Genomic DNA, 18,571 nt, shown 5'->3' with positions numbered 1-18,571 from the left:
GAATGGGGTGTCGAGCGCGCCGTCGGGTGCCTCGGGCGCATAGCTCAGGTGGTCAGAGCGCCTGCCTTACAAGCAGGATGTCGGGGGTTCAAGTCCCTCTGCGCCCACCCCCTCTCTCCGAGGCACTCGAACCTCCCGAGAACGACGAAAAGCGCCCCACCCCGCTCAGGGGTGGGGCGCTTCGTCATGATGGCGGGACACTCTTCGTGGCTCGCCCCAGGGGAAGGTCTCGGTACATCGGGGGGAAGAGACCAGTCCACCAATCGGGGGGATCGGGCGATGCGGGGTGAAGAGCGACCCGCAGATGAATCGTTGCACGGCGTACGAGGGACGTGAACCCCGCCCACCACTATTCGGTGAACTCTCCACCACGGCTTCAGCTCCGGATGGGAAAAACCCGACGGGCCGCTCACGACCCGTCGAAGGGCCATCCGACGCACTCCTGCCCGTCTTCGTGTCCTGTCTGAAGGGTTGGCCCAAGTCCACGCCGGGCCCGTCGGCAGCACCTAGATTGAACATGGGACCGACGACCGCCGCGCCCCACCGACGAAGGAGTCACCGTGGAGACCAATCACATCAAGGACATGCGCGATCGACTCGACCTGCTGCAGGAGAGCATGGACGACATCGCGCAGCGCAACGGCCAGGGCAGCGACATCGGCCGCCTCGGTCTCGCGATCCGCGAACTGAGCGTCAGCCTCGGATTCGTCCTCGACGCAGCCGAGACAGACGTGGCCGAGGGCGGCACCCTCTTCACCGACCGCACGAGGCCCATCCAGAACTGAGTACGACCCGCGAGACCCCCTTCGGGGGTCCGAGGGGTGCACCGACCAGCCGTCAGTCGGCGAATCGTCCATGTCCACCCTGCGCCATGCCTGCAGAACCTGCCCGCGCCCCGGCCGTCGCTCACTAGGCTGGGCTGGTGCCAGTCACCATCACCGACCATGCGGTCGCGGCCCACGATTCCTTCGACCTGGAACTGGAGTTCCCGTTGGGGGCCGGGGTGGGTCTGTGGACCCCCGAGGCCCGCGGCCATCGCACCCTGCCCCCCGACTGGGCGAACCGGACGACCACCAGCTTGGTCCAGTCCGCGCCCGTGGTGGTGCTGCACGACGCGGAGGGGATCGGCCTGTGGGGGCTGGCCTGCTCCGAGGTGGTCGGCGAGATCAGCATCAGGGGGGGAGTGAGCGAGGAGCACAAGTCGGTCAGGTTGTCGCTGCACGCGGCGGCCGAATCCGGTGACCGCGTGGTGCGCCTGGCGACCACGGATGCGCCCGCCCCTCTCGCCGAGGTGATCGGGGAGCTGTCGGCCTGGCTGGGCGAGGTCAACCAGATCACGGCGCTGCCGCTGCCCCGGGCGGCCACCGAACCGGTCTTCTCGACCTGGTACACCTACACCCAGGACGTCAACCACGACAATGTCGTGGCCGAGGGCCGGATGGCCGCCGAACTGGGCTGTCGCAGCCTGTTCGTGGACGACGGTTGGCAGGTCGGCGGTCACGGCCGTGGCTACGGCCGCTGCGGGGAGTGGATCCCTGACACCGACAAGTTCCCCGACCTGCGGGCCACGGTCGATGAACTGCGGAGCCTCGAGATCGACACCGTGCTGTGGATCGCTCCGCTCCTGCTCGGCATGGACAGCCCGGTGGTGTCGCAGTTGGGCCAGTACGCCCCGAAGGGCGACGAGCGGAACCGGATGTGGATCCTCGACCCCCGCCACGGACCCGTCCGGGAGTTCGTCGCCTCCACCTGCGCCCGGATCGTCACCGACTACGGCGTCGCCGGCCTCAAGATCGACTTCCTCAACAACGCGATGGTCTACGCCGGCGAGGTCGTCGACAACCCGGGTGAAGGCTTTGTCGCCGACGTGGGCGAGGCGATGCGGATGATGCTGGGGCAGGTGCGCTCCCGGTTGGCGGACGCGGGTCTCGCCGAGCCGATCATCGAGTTCCGACAGCCCTACGTCTCACCGGCCATCACGGCCTACGGGAACTGCATCCGGGTGGGTGACTGCCCGGCGGATGCGGTGGTCAACCGGCAGGGCTCGCTCGACCTGCGTCTGTTCGTCCGCGAGGTGGCGGTTCACGCGGACCCGCTGATGTGGGCGAGGGACGGCGGGGCGGTCGCGGTCGCCCAGCAGTTCCAGAGCACCTTCTTCTCCGTGCCCCAGGTGTCGATGCCGCTGGCCACCCTCGACGACGAGCAGCGCAAGACGCTCGCCCACCAACTGCGCCTGTGGCGCGACTGGCGCGAGGTGGCGTTGTTCGGACGGCTCTCGGTGCAGGGTTCGGAACTGGGCTACACCCAGGCCCGAGCCGTCCACGACCGGCGGGCCGTGGTCGCCGTGTGGCGGCCCGAACTGGTCGACCTCACCGACCTCGACGTCGACGAGGTGCTCGTGCTGAACGGGTCCACCGTCGACGGCCTGCTGCTGCGCGACGTGGACGACTGGGAGCCGGTGAGCTGCTGGGGCCCTAGCGGTGTGCCGACGGAGTCGGACGCCCCGGCCCCAGCCTTCGGGACGGTGGTGCTCAGACCACGCCCTGGGCGAGCATCGCGTCAGCGACCTTGACGTAACCGGCGAGATTGGCCCCCACGACGTAGTCGCCTGGGTGCCCGTACTCGTCGGCGGTCTCGAGGCAGGTCGCGTGGATGTCGGTCATGATCGCCTTCAGGCGCCTCTCGGTGGCGTCGAAGTGCCACGCGTCGCGGCTGGCGTTCTGCTGCATCTCGAGCCCGCTGGTGGCAACCCCACCGGCGTTGGAGGCCTTGCCCGGCGCGTACAGCACACCCGCCTGCTGGAACAGGTCAGCGCCGGCGATGGTGGTGGGCATGTTGGCGCCCTCGGCCACCAGCCGCACCCCGTTCCTGATCAGGGTGGCGGCGTGGGTCTCGTCGAGTTCGTTCTGGGTGGCGCAGGGCAGTGCGATCTCGCAGGGCACGTCCCAGATGGACCCGGACTCGTTGAAGGTGGCGCCGGGTCGGGCGTCTGCGTAGGCGCTCAGGCGGGCTCGGTCGACCTCCTTCACCTGCTTGAGCAGGGCGAGGTCCACCCCCTGCTCGTCGACGACGAAGCCGGACGAGTCCGAGCACGCCACCACGGTCGCCCCCAACTGCTGGAGCTTCTCGACGGCGTAGACGGCCACGTTGCCCGACCCGGAGACGACGCAGCGTCGTCCTTCGAGGTCTTGGCCGCGCTGGGCGAGCATCTGCTCCACGAAGAAGACGGTGCCGTACCCGGTCGCCTCGGTACGGACGAGGGAACCGCCCCAGCTGATGCCCTTGCCGGTGAGCACCCCGGCCTCGAAACGGTTGGTGATGCGCTTGTACTGCCCGAACAGGTAGCCGATCTCGCGGCCACCGACCCCGATGTCACCGGCCGGCACGTCGGTGTGCTCGCCCAGGTGGCGGTACAACTCGGTCATGAACGACTGGCAGAAGCGCATGATCTCGGTCTCGCTGCGGCCCTTCGGGTCGAAGTCCGAACCACCCTTGCCGCCCCCCAACGGCAGCCCGGTCAGAGAGTTCTTGTAGACCTGCTCGAAGCCGAGGAACTTCACGATCGACAGGTTGACGCTCGGGTGGAACCTCAGGCCGCCCTTGTAGGGGCCGAGCACGGAACTGAACTCGACCCGGAAACCGCGGTTGACCCGCACCTCACCGGAATCGGTCATCCACGGCACCCGGAAGATGATCTGGCGCTCCGGCTCGACCATGCGCTGCAGCACCGACCACTGGGCGTAGTCGGGTCGGCGGGTCACCAGCGGCGTCAGTGAACGCATCACCTCGCCCACGGCCTGGAGGAACTCCGGCTCCCCGTGGTTGCGACTGGCCACCTCGTCGAGCATGTCGGCCAGTTTGGGATGCACGGCGTCTGTCATGGTCGTGACTGTACCGATCCGTCCGGCGGCGAACCCTCGCATGTCTGGTCGTGGACGTCAGGTGCAGCGGGCGCATCGATGGGGTCGGAGCGGCGGTGGTCAGCGGTAGAGTGACCTCTCGTGGCACTTGCTGATCTGACCGAGACCATCTCGACCCTTCGACACTCCCTCGACTCGATCGAGGCAGTGCTCGACCCTGCGTCGAAGAAGAAGGAGATCGCAGACCTCGAGGAACAGGTGGCCGCTCCCGACCTGTGGAACGACCAGGAGAACGCCCAGAAGGTGACCTCCCGCCTGTCGACCCTGCAGGGCGAGGTGCAGCGGGTCGAGAAGCTCCGCCAGCGACTGGACGATGCCGAACTGCTGCTCGAGATGGCTTCCGACGAGGGCGACTCCGACTCGGTGCACGAGGTCGAGACGGAGGTCTCGTCCCTGGCGAAGTCGATCGAGGCCCTCGAGGTGCGCACCCTGCTGTCGGGTGACTACGACTCCCGCGAGGCGGTCGTCACCATCCGGTCCGAGGCGGGCGGCATCGATGCCGCCGACTTCGCGCAGATGTTGCTGCGCATGTACACCCGCTGGGCCGAGCGACACAGCTACCCCTTCGAGGTCTATGACATCTCCTACGCGGAGGAGGCCGGCATCAAGTCCGCCACCTTCACGGTCAAGGCCCCCTTCGCCTACGGAACCCTGTCGGTCGAGCAGGGGACGCACCGTCTCGTGCGGATCTCTCCCTTCGACAACCAGGGACGACGCCAGACCTCCTTCGCCGGGGTCGAGGTGCTTCCCGTCACCGAGGAGACCGACCACATTGACATCCCCGAGGCCGACGTGCGGGTCGACGTCTTCCGCTCGTCCGGCCCCGGCGGCCAATCGGTCAACACCACGGACTCGGCGGTTCGTCTGACCCACCTGCCCACCGGACTGGTGGTGAGCTGTCAGAACGAGAAGTCGCAGCTGCAGAACAAGGCGGCCGCGATGCGGGTGCTGCAGTCGCGTCTGCTCGAGCGTGCACGGCAGGAGCGGGAAGCCGAGATGAACGCGCTGAAGGGCGACGCCGGCAACTCGTGGGGTTCACAGATGCGTTCCTACGTGCTCCACCCGTATCAGATGGTCAAGGACCTGCGCACCGACCACGAGGTGGGCAATCCCGACGCCGTCTTCGACGGTGACATCGACGGCTTCATCGATGCCGGCATCCGGTGGCGCCGCAGCGCCGAGGAGCACTGAGCCGGGTCGGGAATTGTCGGGCCGTGGGCGTGGCAGCTTGTGGCTCCGGCGGCTGCACCTAGACTCGTCGCAGTCGGCCTGAGAAACCCTCAGGAAACCCTCCAGCGTCGTCCACCGCGACGCCATGCCCCCCAAGTCCCCCGACGAAGGATGCCGTGTGATCACGTTCGAGGACGTCACCAAGCTGTACGAGGGCTCCACCAAGCCCGCTCTGCGCGGCGTGAACGTGCAGATCGAGAAGGGGGAGTTCGTCTTCCTCGTGGGCCAGTCGGGGTCGGGCAAGTCGACCTTCCTGCGGCTCATCCTGCGGGAGTACCGCCCCACCAAGGGCACGGTGTTCGTCCTCGGCAAGGACCTGAACCGGCTCGCGGGATGGAAGGTTCCGGGGCTGCGCCGCCAGATCGGAACCGTCTTCCAGGACTTCCGGCTGCTCCCGGGCAAGACCGTCTACGAGAACGTCGCCTTCGCCCTGCAGGTGCTGGGTCGTCCGACCTCGGAGATCAAGAAGGTCGTGCCCGAGACACTCGACACCGTCGGCCTGGCGAGCAAGGGTGCACGTCTGCCCGAGGAACTCTCCGGCGGTGAGCAGCAGCGGGTGGCCATCGCCCGCGCCTACGTGAACAAGCCGAAGATCCTGATCGCGGACGAACCGACCGGCAACCTCGACCCGGCCACCAGCGTCGGCATCATGAAGTTGCTCGACCGCATCAACAAGACCGGCACCACGGTGATCATGGCCACCCACGACTCCACCATCGTCGACCAGATGCGACGACGGGTGATCGAGTTGGAGTCCGGCCAGGTCATCCGCGACCAGAGCAAGGGCGTCTACGGCACCGCCTGAGCGGTGACGAGCGACCCACCCGAGAGCGAGAGAGATTCGATGCGACACACGCTGCGAGAAACGTGGTCCGGACTGCGCCGCAACCTGGCCATGAACGCCGCCGTCGTGGTGACCATCTTCGTGAGCCTGACCCTGTTCGGCATGGGACTGCTGATCAACCGACAGGTCGACGTCACCAAGGACCGCTGGTACGACAAGATCGAGGTCTCGGTCTTCCTGTGCGTCAAGGACTCGTCATCGGGCAACTGTGACCCGGGCCAGGACGCCACCCAGCCGCAGAAGGACGCCATCCAGGCAGCGCTGAGGAAGAACCCCGAGGTGCAGCAGGTGCACTACGAGTCGAAGCAGCAGGCCTACGACGCCTTCCGCGAGACCTTCAAGGACTCACCCCTGCTCGACACCCTCACGGTCGACCAGATGCAGGACTCCTTCCGGGTGAAGTTGGTCAACCCGGAGCAGTACAAGGGAGTGGTGGCCGAGGCCGGCGTGATGCCGGGGGTGCAGGCGGTCGTCGACCAGCACCTGATCCTCGACAAGATCTTCTCGGCGCTGAACCTGCTCAAGTGGGGCACCGTCGCCCTGGCCGGACTCCTACTGCTGGCCGCGTGGGTGCAGATCGCCAACACGATCCGGATGGCCGCCTTCGCGCGTCGCCGCGAGCTGGGGATCATGCGGCTGGTGGGGGCGAGCAACTGGTACATCATGATGCCGTTCCTGCTCGAGAGCCTGCTCACGGGGGTCATCGGCTGGGCCCTGGCCAGCGGAACACTGCTCGGTCTGCACGAGTTCGCGATCGTCCGCAACGCTCAAGTCTCACTTTCGAGTTTACGATGGATTGACCGTGCGGACGTCTATGGGGCGATCGGATGGGTTGCGGTGGCGGCCATTGGGCTGTCTATCATCCCCACGCTGATAGCAACCAAGCGATACCTGCGCGTCTGACGCCGGTGTCAGAGAAGGGGTACAGCTGTGATTCGGGACCTCCCCCCCGCCCGTAGCGGTTCCCGCGCGGGCCGAATCGCCCGATTCGGTCTGGCCGCCCTCGTGGCCCTGAGCCTGGGTCTGGGCAGCGTCCAGCTGGCCACCGCCGACCAGCTCGACATCCAGAAGAAGTCGGTGCAGACCCGCATCGCGCAGAACAAGCAGGATCTCGACGAGGCCAATGCCCAGGCCGTCGCCGCCACCCAGGCGCTGGCGCAGTCGCAGGCGGCGTTGGCAGACGCGCAGGCCAAGCTGGCCGCGGCACAGTCCCGTCTCGAGCAGTCGCAGGCCCTCGACCAGAAGCGGGCGGCCGAACTCGAGGTGGCCCAAGCCGCCCAGCAGCTCGCCCAGGACGAGGCCGACAGTGCCCAGCGGGACGTCGCCGCCTGGCAGCACGAATCGGGTGCCCGGGTGCGCGAGACGATGCAGCAGCAGAACCCGCTGGCCGGCTTCGGTTCGCTGTTCTCGAACACCACCATCGACGACCTGAACCAGAAGGTGCAGTGGTCGACCACCGTCCTCGACTCGACCAGCGCCCAGATGGATCGCCTGACCGCGCTGAAGTTGAAGTTGGACGCCGCCGAGGCCAAGGCCACCGAGGTCGAGGCCAAGGTCTCGAAGTTGCGCGCCGAAGCGGCTGCTGGTCTGAAGACCTCGCAGCAGCTGCAGGGGGCTGCCAGCCAGGCCGCCGCAGTGGTGGCCACCGCCAACGCGCAGAACCAGAAGGCCAAGGCCAGCGCCGACGCCCAGGTGAAGGCCGAGCAGCAGCGGCAGGTTGCACTGCAGACCGAGAGCGAGGCCGTCGACAAGCGGATCGCCCAGCGCATCGCCGCCCAGAAGGCAGCGGCAGCCAAGGCCGAGCGCGACCGCCTGGCCCGCGAGCGTGCCGAGGCCAGCCGCAGGGCGGCAGCCGCGAAGGCGGCAGCGGCCAAGGCCAAGAGTTCGTCGAAGACCTCACGTTCGACCAACCGGACGAGCGGCGGCAAGACGTCCACCAGGACCACCACCCGCACCACCACTGCCTCGCAGGGTTGGATCTACCCGTCGGGGGCAGCCATCACCTCGCAGTACGGCATGCGTCTGCACCCGGTGCTGCACATCTGGAAGCTGCACGACGGCACCGACTTCGGGGCGGCCTGCGGCTCACCCATCCGCGCGGCCCGCTCTGGGGTGGTCGCCGAGAGGTACTACAACGCCGGTTACGGCAACCGCCTGATGATCGACCACGGCCTGGTCAACGGCCGCTATGTCACCACCGGCTACAACCACGCGATCCGCTACACGGTGGGCGTCGGCCAGCACGTGTCGCAGGGCCAGATCATCGGCTACGTCGGCTCGACCGGTTACTCGACCGGCTGCCACCTGCACCTGATGGTCTGGGTCAACGGCCAGGTCACCAACGCCATGACCAGCATCTACTGAGCGAGTGTTCGGTCGTGCCCTACGATCCCGTGATCGCCGATCGACTCCGCGCCGCACTGGCCGGGGTCGACGGCGTGAGCGAGAAGAGGATGTTCGGTGGGGTCGGCTTCATGGTGAACGGCACCATGGCGGTTGCGGCCTCGTCGACCGGGGGAGTGATGCTGCGTTCCGACCCCGATGACAGCGGGGGCATCATCGACGGGGTGGCCATCACCGGGATGGAGATGAAGGGTCGTCCCATGAAGGGCTGGCTGGCGGTGCTGCCAGAAGCCGTGGCCACCGACGAGGACCTGCAACGCATCGTTGACCACGGGGTCACCGCCGCCAGGTCACTGCCCTCCCGCTGAGCCCGCCGAGGGCGTGAAGGAGCGCACGGACCGCGCCGGAGGACGCAGTGGCCCTCGAATTGGGTGGGCGGGTGATGCTCGTCGGCCTATGCTGGGAGGTCGCAGCACCCCACCAGATCGGACGACACCCATGCCACGCGAGAAGGGCCGCAAGCTCATCGCCCAGAACAAGAAGGCCTTCCACGACTTCCACGTGGGGGAGCGGTTCGAGGCTGGGCTGGTGCTGACCGGTACCGAGGTGAAGTCCCTGCGTCAGGGGCGGGCCTCGCTGGCCGATGCGTTCGCCACCATCGATGACGGTGAGGCGTGGCTGCGCAACGCGCACATCCCGGAGTACGCCTTCGGCACGTGGACCAACCACGCGACCAGGCGCACCCGCAAGCTGTTGCTGAACCGCCGCGAGATCGACAAGTTGGCGCGGGAGACCGACCATTCGGGACGAACCATCGTCCCGCTGTCGATCTACTTCTCCGACGGCTACGCCAAGGTCGAGTTGGCACTGGCGACCGGAAAGAAGGAGTGGGACAAGCGGCAGACGATCGCCGAGCGCGACGCCAACCGCGAGGTCGAACGGGAGCTGGCGCAGCGCCGCCGGCGCGGCTGAGCCCTTCGGTCAACCGGCCGGCGGCCTGGGTATGGGTGGTTCGGGTCGTGTCGGGGTGCCTCGGTCCGCAGTCAGCGGACGCCGACGAGGTCGCACACGAAGATCAGGGTCTCGCCCGGCTTGATGACGCCACCGGCGCCTCGGTCGCCGTAGGCCAGGTGTGCGGGGATCACCAACTGGCGACGTCCGCCCACCTTCATCCCCTGGACCCCTTGGTCCCATCCCTGGATGACCATGCCGGCGCCGAGGGGGAACGACAGGGGCTCGCCCCGGCCGTAGCTGGAGTCGAACTCCTCGCCGGTGGAGTACGAGACCCCCACGTAGTGCACGGCCACGGTCTGGCCGGCAGTGGCCTCGTCGCCCTCGCCCTCGATCAGGTCGGTGATGACCAGTTCGGTGGGGGCAGGACCCTCGGGAAACTCAACTTCAGGCTTTTCAGTCATGGCCACGAGGGTAGTGGAAGGTACCCAATCCGGGGTGATTCGGGGTCGCGCCCGATCGCTGCCCAACGGCCCGCGCGGAAGAATGGTCGCATGATCCAGCCCGCCCCTGCCCTTCCTCCGGCGTCCCAGCACCCGAGCCTTTCCCTCCTGGTGACCGAGGCCCAACGAGACCGGGCCCTCGCCTACCTGCAGAACGCCTATGCCGAGGGTCGCATCACCGCCGAGGAGCTCGACCAGCGGGTCGGCCAAGCCCTCCTGGCCCGCACCCGCGCCGATCTCAACCGTGCCTTCGCCGGGCTCGTCAGCGTGCCCCTGTCGAGCGCCGCGGTGGGCGCCCACCCCGCCTACGCCCCGATGCTCAACCAGCACCGCGACGGGCGCACGGGCAAGGGAGCCGCCGGCTTCGCACACTTCTCGGCCCTCGCACTGGGCTTCATCGGTCCGGCCATCACCTACGCAGCCACCAGCCCCGGAACCTTCGCCCATCGCGAGGCCGCCAAGTCGTTCAACACCCAGATTGCGCTGTCGATCGCGATGGTGGGGGCCATCATCGTCGGTGCGATCATCGATCCGCTCAGCTGGGTGACGGCTGTCGTCGGACTGGCCTGGCTGATCGTGACGGTGGTCGGGGGTGCCAAGGCGGCCAGCGGCGAGGACTCCGACACGTTCCTCACCAGCATCAACCCCATCAAGCTGCTCAACGACAGCGGAAAACCGCGTGAGCTGGGTCGCTGAACCGGGTACACTGGACCTTCGGCGGTCGTAGCCCCCTCGGGGGAGCGGACGTCACAACTCAACAGGGGGTGACTGGTTTCGACTTGGGACGATAGTCCCAGGAGAAGCGGGCCGAGAATCTGGGGTCAACTCGTAAATGTTCCCTGGAAACCAATAACTGCCGACAACACTCGCGCAGACTTCGCTCTCGCTGCCTGAGCAGTGACCGAAGGGTCAGACCGGATGTAGCCTTCCGTCCGGATCCTGGCCTCATCAAGGAGGCTTGCTGCCTCTCCTGCGTTGCAGGGGAGAGGTGGGACTTCACTGCGACTGGGCTTGTCAGTGATCTGTCGTCAGAAGCACTGGAGCCAAGTAGAACGTCATGACGACTGCGCCCGGAGAAGTCCTGGTTCATCTCTCGAGGACGCGGGTTCAATTCCCGCCACCTCCACCCCTGCTGCACGCCCTCGTTCCCGCCACCGCGCGGGGCGAGGGCGTTGTGGTTCCCGGACCTGCGCCGCCGGTGCCCCTGCCCCCGTTTCGCCCGTGCAAGGATGGAAGGGTGAGCAGCGGCAACCGACCCACAGCGGGTGAACTCCTGGTGGCCAGCGCCGAGCAGAGCGGCGGCTTCTTCGAGCAGTCGGTCGTCTACCTGCTCGACGCGGACGAGTCCGGTGCCCTCGGGGTCGTGCTCAACCGGCTCGCCGACGCCGATCTCGACGAGGTGCTGCCCTCGTGGGTGCCGCTGGTCAGCCCCCCGCAACTGCTCTTCCAGGGCGGCCCGGTCTCGCCGAACGGTGCCATCTGTGTCGCCCGCCTGAACCAGCCCGCCGAGGAACCCCCGGGCTGGCGACGGGTGCAGGGAGACGTGGGACTGCTCCACCTCGACACCCCCACCGAGATCGTCACGGGCGCCTACTCCAACCTGCGCATCTTCGCTGGCTACGCCGGTTGGGAGTCAGGTCAGCTGGAGGGTGAACTGCTGCGGGGTGACTGGTACCGGGTGCCGGCCCGCGAGACCGACCTCTTCGGCTCCGACCAACGCAACCTGTGGCGACGTGTGCTGCGCCGTCAGGGCGGTGAACTCGGGTTGCTGTCGACCTGGGTCGACGACCCCGACCAGAACTGAGTCCATCGGCAGCCCGCCTGCCAGCCTCCCCGTTGTGGGGTGGGCGTTAGCATGTCGTGATGAAGCATTGCCCGGGCGGCGATGCCCGTCCGAGGAGGGATTCGCAGTGGCCGAACCGACCCGCGGTGGCACGCGGCAGCGCGTGCTGGTGGTGGACGACGATTCGGCGCTCGCCGAGATGCTGCAGATCGTGCTGCGTCAGGAGGGATTCGACACCGCGCGGTGCGGACACGGCTCGAAGGCCCTGCAGATGTTCCGCGAGACCAAACCCGACCTGGTGCTGCTCGACCTCATGTTGCCGGGCCGTGACGGGGTGCAGATCTGCCGTGACATCCGGCAGGAGTCCGGGGTGCCGATCGTGATGCTGACCGCCAAGTCCGACACGACCGACGTGGTGACAGGGCTGGAGGCCGGCGCCGATGACTACGTCTCCAAGCCGTTCCGGGCCAAGGAACTGGTGGCTCGCATCCGCACCCGTCTGCGGCGGCTCGAGGTCGAGGACAGCGTGCCCACCATCCTGCGGATCGGTGACCTGCGCATCAACACCGAACGACACACCGTCACCCGTCGGGGCGCCCTGATCTCGCTCACCCCGCTGGAGTTCGACCTGTTGCTGGCGCTGGCGCGTCGTCCCACCCAGGTCTTCAGCCGTGAGCAACTGCTCGAGCAGGTGTGGGGTTACCGCCACGCCGCCGACACCCGCCTGGTCAACGTCCACGTGCAACGCCTGCGCAGCAAGATCGAGCGCGACCCCGAGCGTCCCGAGACCGTGATCACCGTCAGAGGGGTCGGGTATCGGGCCGGGGACCCCATCGAGGACGAGTGAACCAGCGACGTCGCACGATCGGTCAGTGGTGGTGGTCGTCCCTGCCGCTGCGGGTGATCTCGTCGACCGTGATCGGCTCCATCATCGTGGTGCTGCTGAGCGGCTGGCTGATCATGCGACAGGCCACCGACGGCGTGATGGCGGGCAAGCGGAGTGCGGCGATCGCGGAGGCGTCGAGCTCGCTGGACCGTATCCAGCGCCAGTTGCGTGACACCGACCTGCGCACCGCCAGCCTGTACGAGCGGCTCAACCAACTGGCCGACGAGGCCGGCAGTTCGGGCAGCCAGTTCCACATCGTCATCCAGGGACCCGTCTCGGGATTCGTCTCGCCCGGTATCGCCCTCGACTCGGTTCCGCAGTCCTTGGTCGACGCGGTCGCCGCCGACCCCGACGGCATGTTCGTCACACCGACCACTGTGATCTCGTCCGACGACAGGGTGGCCCCGATCCCGGGGCTCGCAGTCGGCGCCCGGTTGCAGGCCCCGGTGTCGGGGCAGTCCTATCCCATCTACTTCATCTTTCCCCTCAACCACGAGGTGCAGGTGCTCCAGGTGATGCAACGCGCCCTGATCACCACTGGAGCGCTGCTGCTGGCCCTCATGCTGGGCATCTCCGCCCTCGTGTCGGCGCACGTGGTCCGTCCGATCAGGCAGGCGAGCATCATCGCGGGACGGCTGGCCGACGGCCACCTCGACGAACGGATGGCGGTGCGGGGCACCGACGACCTCGCCAGTCTCGCCACGTCGATGAACCACATGGCCTCCGAACTGCAGCAGCAGATCGTGCAGTTGGAGGACCTGTCGCGCGTCCAGCAACAGTTCGTCTCCGACGTCTCCCACGAACTGCGCACCCCGCTCACCACGGTGAAGATGGCCGCCGAACTGCTGCACGACGGTCGGGAGGACTTCGACCCCTCGGTGGCACGGACCACCGAACTGCTCTACGACGAACTGGATCGGTTCGAGGGACTCCTGGGAGACCTGCTCGAGATCAGCCGGTTCGATGCCGGGGCCGCGGTGCTCAACCTCGACGAGGTCGACCTGGTGGCTCTGGTGACCGCCGAGGTCGAGAGCCAGCGACCGTTCGCCGAGAGGGCCGGTACCCAGCTTCGTCTGCACGCCGAGGGGACGGCCTACGCCGAAGTGGACGCCCGCCGGATCCGGCGAATCCTGCGCAACCTGATCACCAACGCGATCGAGCACGCCGAACAGTTGCCCATCGACATCACCGTCAAGGTGGACGACGAAGCCGTCGCCATCGTCGTGCGTGACCACGGCGTCGGCTTCCTCGCCTCGCAGGCGCGGCAGGTGTTCCACCGGTTCTGGCGGGCCGATCCTTCCCGCACCCGCACCATGGGTGGCACGGGACTGGGCCTGGCGATCAGTCTGGAGGACGCGATGCTGCACGAGGGTTGGTTGTCGGCCTGGGGACGACCCAAGCGAGGAGCCCAGTTCCGGCTGACGCTGCCGCGCCGGCACGGTCAGGTGCTCCGCAGTTCGCCCCTGCCGTTGGCCCCCACCGACTTCACCCTGGTGGAACGCAACGTCACCCACGAGGTGGGTCACCCGTGATCCGCCGTCGAGACCTGTTCGCCCTCGTCCCCGTCGCCCTGGCTGCGAGCGGGTGCGCCACCATCGCCACCTCCGGACCCGTCACCCGGATCAGCCAGACACCGCTGGAACAGAACTCGCAGGGCGTCGACATCGCTCCGTTGCCGCCATCCCGCGGAGGCAACACCGAGGTGATCCTCGCGGGGTTCCTGACGGCGATGGCCACCCCGACACCGGGGTACCAGGTGGCGCGCCAATATCTCACCGAGGGTGCGGCCAAGAGTTGGAAGCCCGACAGCGGTGCTGTCATCTACGACCCCCAGGACCATCCGCCGATCACCACCGACAAGTCGGCGGTGATCACGGCGCCCCTGGTGGGGCAGGTCGACGGGCAGGGTCGTTTCGTCCCCGGTCAGGGCACGTTGCAGCACGACTTCGGGATGCAGCGGGTGGGCGGGCAGTGGCGAATCGGCAACCCCCCCGAGGGATTGCTGCTGGCCCACACCCTGTTCACCCGCTACTACTCGCCGATCACGATCTGGTTCCTGTCAGCCGACAGTTCGATGCTGGCACCGCAACTGGTGCACGTGCCCGACACCGCGGCCAACCCCAGCCGCGCCCTCGACGCCCTGCTGGCCGGCCCCAGCACCTGGCTGGGTCAAGCGGTGGGGACCGCGCTCCCGGCGGAGGCCAAGGGCAGCACGACCGTCAGCATCGATTCCGACGGATTGGCCCTGGTCAACCTGTCGACGCAGTTGAACGTGCTCTCCGAGGGGGCGCGTACCCGCGCGGCCGCACAGATCGTCACCACCTTGACCGAGTTCGACCAGGTGCAGGCGGTGCGACTGCAGGCGGGCGGCCAGGTGTGGCAGATCCCACGGGCCTCCGACCCGACCCGCATCCGGCGCTCGGATTTCGACTCCTACCAGCCCGTCGAGCAGCGCGCCGCGTCCGACCTGGTGGTCGTCCGCGACCAGGTGGTGGGGCGCATCGTCGAGGGCGGTTCCCCCGAGTTCACCCCGATCAGTGGGGCCTTCGGTGGACGCAGCTGGGGCGGGGTTCCCGGCAACGTCGACGTCGGCCCCGACCTGGGCACCGTCGTGGTGGTCAACGTCGCGCGTACCGAGGTGTGGACCACCCAGTTCGGCTCCGACCAGGCCACCCGACGCGTGACCGCCACCCAACTGTGTCGACCCCAGGTGATGCTCGACGGCACCGTGTGGAGCATCGGGACGATCGAGGGGCAGCCGACCCTGCTGCGGATGACCCTGGACGGACAGGTGCACCGCTTCCCGGTGAAGGATCTGCCCGTGGGCACGGTGAGCGCCTTCCGCATCTCGCCGGACCGCACCACGATGGCCCTGATCGTCGAGTCGGGCAAGACCCGCGTGCTCGGTCTGGTGAGGCTCCGGGGCACCGAGACCATCACGGCGGACGGCTGGCTCGAGATGCCCGTCACCACCACCTCGGGGCGGCTCGAGAACCCCCGGGACGTGGGCTGGGCCGAGCCCGCGACCCTGGTGGTGCTGAGCCCCACCGCCCAGGACTCCCGCACCTCGGTGTGGAGCGTCTCGGCCGATGGCGCCTTGGTCGAGGCGCTCGGTCCGTCAGCCAGCGACATCGAACCGGTGTCGCTGTCCGCCACTCCTCGACGTCAGGGCGTGACGGCCGTGATCCGCGGCAATGACAACCGCGTCTGGCGGTTCGAGGACCGGTTCCGATGGCGGCTGGTCGTCGGCGGCGTCACCAGTGCGGTGCTCCCGGGCTGAGTCCCCACGTCGCCCGAGTTGTCCACAGGCGGTCCGCGGTGGCCACTTGAGCGGGTGATGATCAGGAGATGGAACCACGCGTTCGCGCGCTGCTCGACGCCACCGCCGACCTCTTCCTGGGCTCGTCCTGCCCGGGGTGCGGTCGTCCGGGCTGGGGCGCCTGCGGGGACTGCCTGGCCGCCTTGGCCCGCCCCACCCCCCTCCGCCTGGTCGGACCGGCACCGGGGTGGCCGGTGGTGGCGGCGTGCAGCTACCGCCCACCGGTGCCGGCGCTGGTGAAGGCGTGGAAGGACGAAGGTGGTTGGGGCCTCACCCGTCCTTTCGCCGAGGCCGTCTCGCTGCGAGTGGGGCTGGCCGGCTGGTGTGAGCCGATGCTGGTCGTCCCGGTTCCCTCTCGCTCCAAGGCTGTTGCCGAGCGCGGCCACGACCATGCCCGGGCGTTGGCACGAGCGGTGGCGAGGCGCCTGGGATGGTCCCACGAGCCGCTGCTGCGGGTGGCGCGATCCGGCTCCGACCAGTTCGACCTCGGACGAACCGAGCGGTGGCAGAACATGGCCGCCGCCATGCGCGCCCAGAGCGGGTCAGGCAGGGTGCTCCTGGTCGACGACGTGATCACGACCGGGGCCAGCCTGACGGCTGCCGCCACCGCCCTGACCAGGGCCGGTTGGACGGTCTCGGGGGCGGCCACAGTGGCCTCGTCCGAACTCAGACACGCGCAAAGCACGCCCCGGCAGACACCTGCTGGGTGACTCGGTAACGTTGGTGCATGGCACGACCTGCAGCCCTCGATTGCTCGCAGGTTCGTGCCTGTGTCATGTCTGGACCCAGGCAAACATAGGAGATTGAGATGGACATCGTCGTTCAGGGCCGTCACTGCAATGTCAGCGACACCGTGAAGGAGCAGGTGGTCGAACGGATCAGCACCGTTGAGAGGTTCCGTGACCGGGTGCAGCGGGTCGAGGTGGAGTTCACCGTCGAGCCGGCCCGCCGAGGTCGCGACCAGGACGTGATCGCCGAGATCACCCTCCGGAGCAAGGGTCCGGTGGTGCGTGCAGAAGGACTGGCCGACGACAAGCTGGCCGCCTTCGACAAGGCCATGGAACGTCTCAAGACCCAGCTTCGCAAGGCCCAGGATCGGCGCAAGCACCACCACCACGGGCTGCGGACCGCGGATCACTTCGGCGCCCCCCTGATCGAGGCCGGTTCGTCGGAAGGTCTGGACGGAGAACACCAGGTCAACGGGTCGGACAGCCACCACACCGTCGCCGGACTCGACGTGATCGGTGACGGCCCCCTGGTGGTGAAGGAGAAGGAGTTCAGCGGGGCCCCGCTGACGCTCGCCCAGGCGCTCGACGAGATGGAGTTGGTCGGGCACGACTTCTTCCTCTACTCCGACGCCGAGTCGGGTCGGCCCAGTGTGGTCTACCGGCGGAAGGGATACGACTACGGGGTGATCCACCTGGACGTGAGGAACGCCAGTTGATCCGACACCGCGAGGAATGTCCCCTCGGGAATGTCGGTGGGGCCCGTTAGGTTGGGCCCCATGAGCGACCTGACCCTGGCCCTGGCCCGCCGGATGGCTCTGGCGGCCCAGGGCCTTGTCACGCACCGACGTCCGCCCGCGGTCACCATGAGGCACGTGCAGACCGAGATCGAACGGGTCGCGCAGTTCCAGATCGACACGGTCAACGTCGTCCAGCGAGCCCACTACCTGCCGCTCTTCTCCAGGCTGGGCCCCTACGACCTCGCCCTGCTCGATCGGGCCGCCGGCAAGGCCCCGCGACGGCTCTTCGAGTACTGGGGCCACGCCGCCAGCCTGATCGACGTGGCACTGGCCCCGGCCCTGCGGCACCGGATGGACGCCATGGCGGCCAGGTACGCCGACACCCTGGCCAGGGTCGAGACGGCGCACCCCGGTCTGCCCGCCCACGTGCTGTCGACCATTGCCGACCACGGCCCACTCACGGCCCGCCAGATCGACCACGAGGAGGAGCGCAGCCGCGAGAGCTGGGGATGGAACTGGTCGTCGGTCAAGCAGGTGCTCGAGTACGACTTCTCGGCAGGCTCCGTCTCCTCCGCAGGACGCAACAGCCAGTTCGAACGACGCTACGACCTGATCGAGCGGGTGCTGCCACCGCAACACCTGCACCAGGACTGGTCGCCGGTCGAGCAGCGCCGCCAGTTGTTGGCCCGCGCTGGCCGTGCGCTCGGGGTGTTCTCGCTCACCTGTGTGAGTGACTACTTCTACCTGCGGCGTGACGCCGTCACCGCCCAGGCCTTCGAGCAGTTGGTGAGCGACGGGCAGTTCGTGCCGGTGAGGGTGCGCGGTTGGGAGACCAGGCCCACCTGGGTCTGGCACGAGGCAGAGCGCCCCCGTCGGGCCAGTGGCCGGGCCCTGCTCAGCCCGTTCGACTCGATGATGTTCCAACGTGACCGCATCGAGGCCCTGTTCGGCTACCCGTACCGCATCGAGATCTATGTGCCTGCGCCCCAGCGGGTGCACGGGTACTACGTCTATTCCTTCCTGTTGGACGACCAGCTGTGTGCGCGGGTCGACCTCAAGGCCAACCGGGCGGCTTCCCGTCTCGAGGTGAAGGCGACCTGGCTGGAGGCCGACGCGGATCCGGTGCGCACGAGCGCCGAACTGGCCCAAGCACTTCTCGAGCTGACCGGCTGGCTGGGGCTGGAGCAGGTGGTGGTCGAGCCGCGCGGCAACGGTGCAGCGCGGCTCGCACCCATGCTGTGAGGGCCTGCCACTGCGAGGCGGGTAGCATGATCGGGTATGTGTGCGCCCCCTGCGGGGCGCACCCGAGTGAGTCAAGCGAAAAGGA

The 18,571-nt window shown here is 68.1% G+C and carries 18 protein-coding genes, 1 tRNA gene and 1 other RNA gene; 18 read left to right on the top strand and 2 right to left on the bottom strand.

The genetic code is table 11. From position 1 onward, the window contains the following. The first annotated feature begins 33 nt into the window (after positions 1 to 33). From H507_RS0109495 to H507_RS15925, 3 genes are all read left to right on the top strand, one after another. A tRNA-Val gene (locus tag H507_RS0109495) sits at positions 34 to 107 on the top strand. 453 nt (positions 108 to 560) lie between these two features. Then, positions 561 to 785: a hypothetical protein gene (locus H507_RS0109490; protein ID WP_022910482.1), complete on the top strand. Its 225-nt coding sequence runs from the start codon at positions 561 to 563 to the stop codon at positions 783 to 785. Positions 786 to 922: 137 nt separating this feature from the next. Further along, on the top strand, positions 923 to 2,572 hold the full coding sequence (locus H507_RS15925; RefSeq protein ID WP_022910481.1) for a glycoside hydrolase family 36 protein: 1,650 nt from the start codon (positions 923 to 925) through the stop codon (positions 2,570 to 2,572). On the opposite strand, the gene gdhA is transcribed toward H507_RS15925, so the two are convergent. Next, complete coding sequence (gene gdhA / locus H507_RS0109480) at positions 2,532 to 3,881, bottom strand: NADP-specific glutamate dehydrogenase (protein WP_026378045.1); 1,350 nt, start codon at positions 3,879 to 3,881, stop codon at positions 2,532 to 2,534. The two genes, H507_RS15925 and gdhA, sit on opposite strands and share 41 nt — an antisense overlap. 120 nt (positions 3,882 to 4,001) lie before the next feature. Between gdhA and prfB the strand changes: the two genes are divergently transcribed. From prfB to smpB, 6 genes are all read left to right on the top strand, one after another. Continuing rightward, positions 4,002 to 5,111 (top strand): peptide chain release factor 2, encoded by a 1,110-nt coding sequence (prfB, locus tag H507_RS0109475; RefSeq protein WP_022910479.1) that lies wholly within the window; start codon positions 4,002 to 4,004, stop codon positions 5,109 to 5,111. Positions 5,112 to 5,268: 157 nt separating this feature from the next. Then, entirely contained in the window at positions 5,269 to 5,955 is a 687-nt protein-coding gene (ftsE, locus tag H507_RS0109470) for a cell division ATP-binding protein FtsE (RefSeq protein WP_022910478.1), read from the top strand. A 39-nt stretch (positions 5,956 to 5,994) separates the two neighbouring features. Continuing rightward, entirely contained in the window at positions 5,995 to 6,897 is a 903-nt protein-coding gene (gene ftsX, locus H507_RS0109465) for a permease-like cell division protein FtsX (RefSeq protein WP_022910477.1), read from the top strand. Between the two features lie 27 nt (positions 6,898 to 6,924). Next, positions 6,925 to 8,358, top strand: a complete 1,434-nt coding sequence (locus H507_RS0109460) for a M23 family metallopeptidase (protein WP_022910476.1) — start codon at positions 6,925 to 6,927, stop codon at positions 8,356 to 8,358. A gap of 14 nt (positions 8,359 to 8,372) precedes the next feature. After that, positions 8,373 to 8,705, top strand: coding sequence for a TfoX/Sxy family protein (locus tag H507_RS0109455; protein ID WP_022910475.1), 333 nt, complete (start codon positions 8,373 to 8,375; stop codon positions 8,703 to 8,705). Between the two features lie 130 nt (positions 8,706 to 8,835). Next, positions 8,836 to 9,309, top strand: coding sequence for an SsrA-binding protein SmpB (smpB, locus tag H507_RS0109450; protein ID WP_022910474.1), 474 nt, complete (start codon positions 8,836 to 8,838; stop codon positions 9,307 to 9,309). A 71-nt stretch (positions 9,310 to 9,380) separates the two neighbouring features. On the opposite strand, the gene H507_RS0109445 is transcribed toward smpB, so the two are convergent. Then, complete coding sequence (locus tag H507_RS0109445) at positions 9,381 to 9,752, bottom strand: FKBP-type peptidyl-prolyl cis-trans isomerase (RefSeq protein ID WP_022910473.1); 372 nt, start codon at positions 9,750 to 9,752, stop codon at positions 9,381 to 9,383. Between the two features lie 90 nt (positions 9,753 to 9,842). On the opposite strand from H507_RS0109445, the gene H507_RS0109440 reads away from it, so the two are divergent. From H507_RS0109440 to H507_RS0109405, 9 genes are all read left to right on the top strand, one after another. Next, positions 9,843 to 10,487, top strand: a complete 645-nt coding sequence (locus H507_RS0109440; protein ID WP_022910472.1) for a DUF1707 SHOCT-like domain-containing protein — start codon at positions 9,843 to 9,845, stop codon at positions 10,485 to 10,487. A 64-nt stretch (positions 10,488 to 10,551) separates the two neighbouring features. After that, positions 10,552 to 10,920: a transfer-messenger RNA gene (gene ssrA, locus H507_RS17700) on the top strand. A 108-nt stretch (positions 10,921 to 11,028) separates the two neighbouring features. After that, complete coding sequence (locus H507_RS0109435) at positions 11,029 to 11,595, top strand: YqgE/AlgH family protein (protein ID WP_022910471.1); 567 nt, start codon at positions 11,029 to 11,031, stop codon at positions 11,593 to 11,595. A 178-nt stretch (positions 11,596 to 11,773) separates the two neighbouring features. After that, a complete protein-coding gene (gene mtrA, locus H507_RS0109430; RefSeq protein WP_051139766.1) occupies positions 11,774 to 12,421 on the top strand; it encodes an MtrAB system response regulator MtrA in 648 nt (215 codons plus the stop codon). A gap of 41 nt (positions 12,422 to 12,462) precedes the next feature. Continuing rightward, positions 12,463 to 13,992: an MtrAB system histidine kinase MtrB gene (gene mtrB, locus H507_RS0109425; RefSeq protein WP_281166935.1), complete on the top strand. Its 1,530-nt coding sequence runs from the start codon at positions 12,463 to 12,465 to the stop codon at positions 13,990 to 13,992. Then, complete coding sequence (locus H507_RS0109420) at positions 13,989 to 15,740, top strand: LpqB family beta-propeller domain-containing protein (protein WP_022910468.1); 1,752 nt, start codon at positions 13,989 to 13,991, stop codon at positions 15,738 to 15,740. The genes mtrB and H507_RS0109420 overlap by 4 nt, the downstream gene beginning before the upstream one ends. A 68-nt stretch (positions 15,741 to 15,808) precedes the next feature. Then, complete coding sequence (locus H507_RS0109415; RefSeq protein WP_022910467.1) at positions 15,809 to 16,489, top strand: ComF family protein; 681 nt, start codon at positions 15,809 to 15,811, stop codon at positions 16,487 to 16,489. A gap of 98 nt (positions 16,490 to 16,587) precedes the next feature. Next, positions 16,588 to 17,223 carry a ribosome hibernation-promoting factor, HPF/YfiA family gene (gene hpf, locus H507_RS0109410; protein WP_026378042.1) on the top strand — a complete coding sequence of 212 codons (636 nt, stop codon included), beginning with the start codon at positions 16,588 to 16,590 and terminating at the stop codon, positions 17,221 to 17,223. A 60-nt stretch (positions 17,224 to 17,283) separates the two neighbouring features. Continuing rightward, the gene (locus H507_RS0109405; RefSeq protein WP_211217327.1) at positions 17,284 to 18,486 is read left to right on the top strand and encodes a winged helix-turn-helix domain-containing protein; all 1,203 of its coding nucleotides are present in this window, start codon (positions 17,284 to 17,286) and stop codon (positions 18,484 to 18,486) included. Positions 18,487 to 18,571: the final 85 nt, after the last annotated feature.

It is taken from the genome of Aestuariimicrobium kwangyangense DSM 21549, from assembly GCF_000421525.1.
Lineage (GTDB): Bacteria > Actinomycetota > Actinomycetes > Propionibacteriales > Propionibacteriaceae > Aestuariimicrobium > Aestuariimicrobium kwangyangense.
Note: the sequence above shows the minus strand (reverse complement) of the source record. Positions and strands in the feature narration are given on the sequence as shown.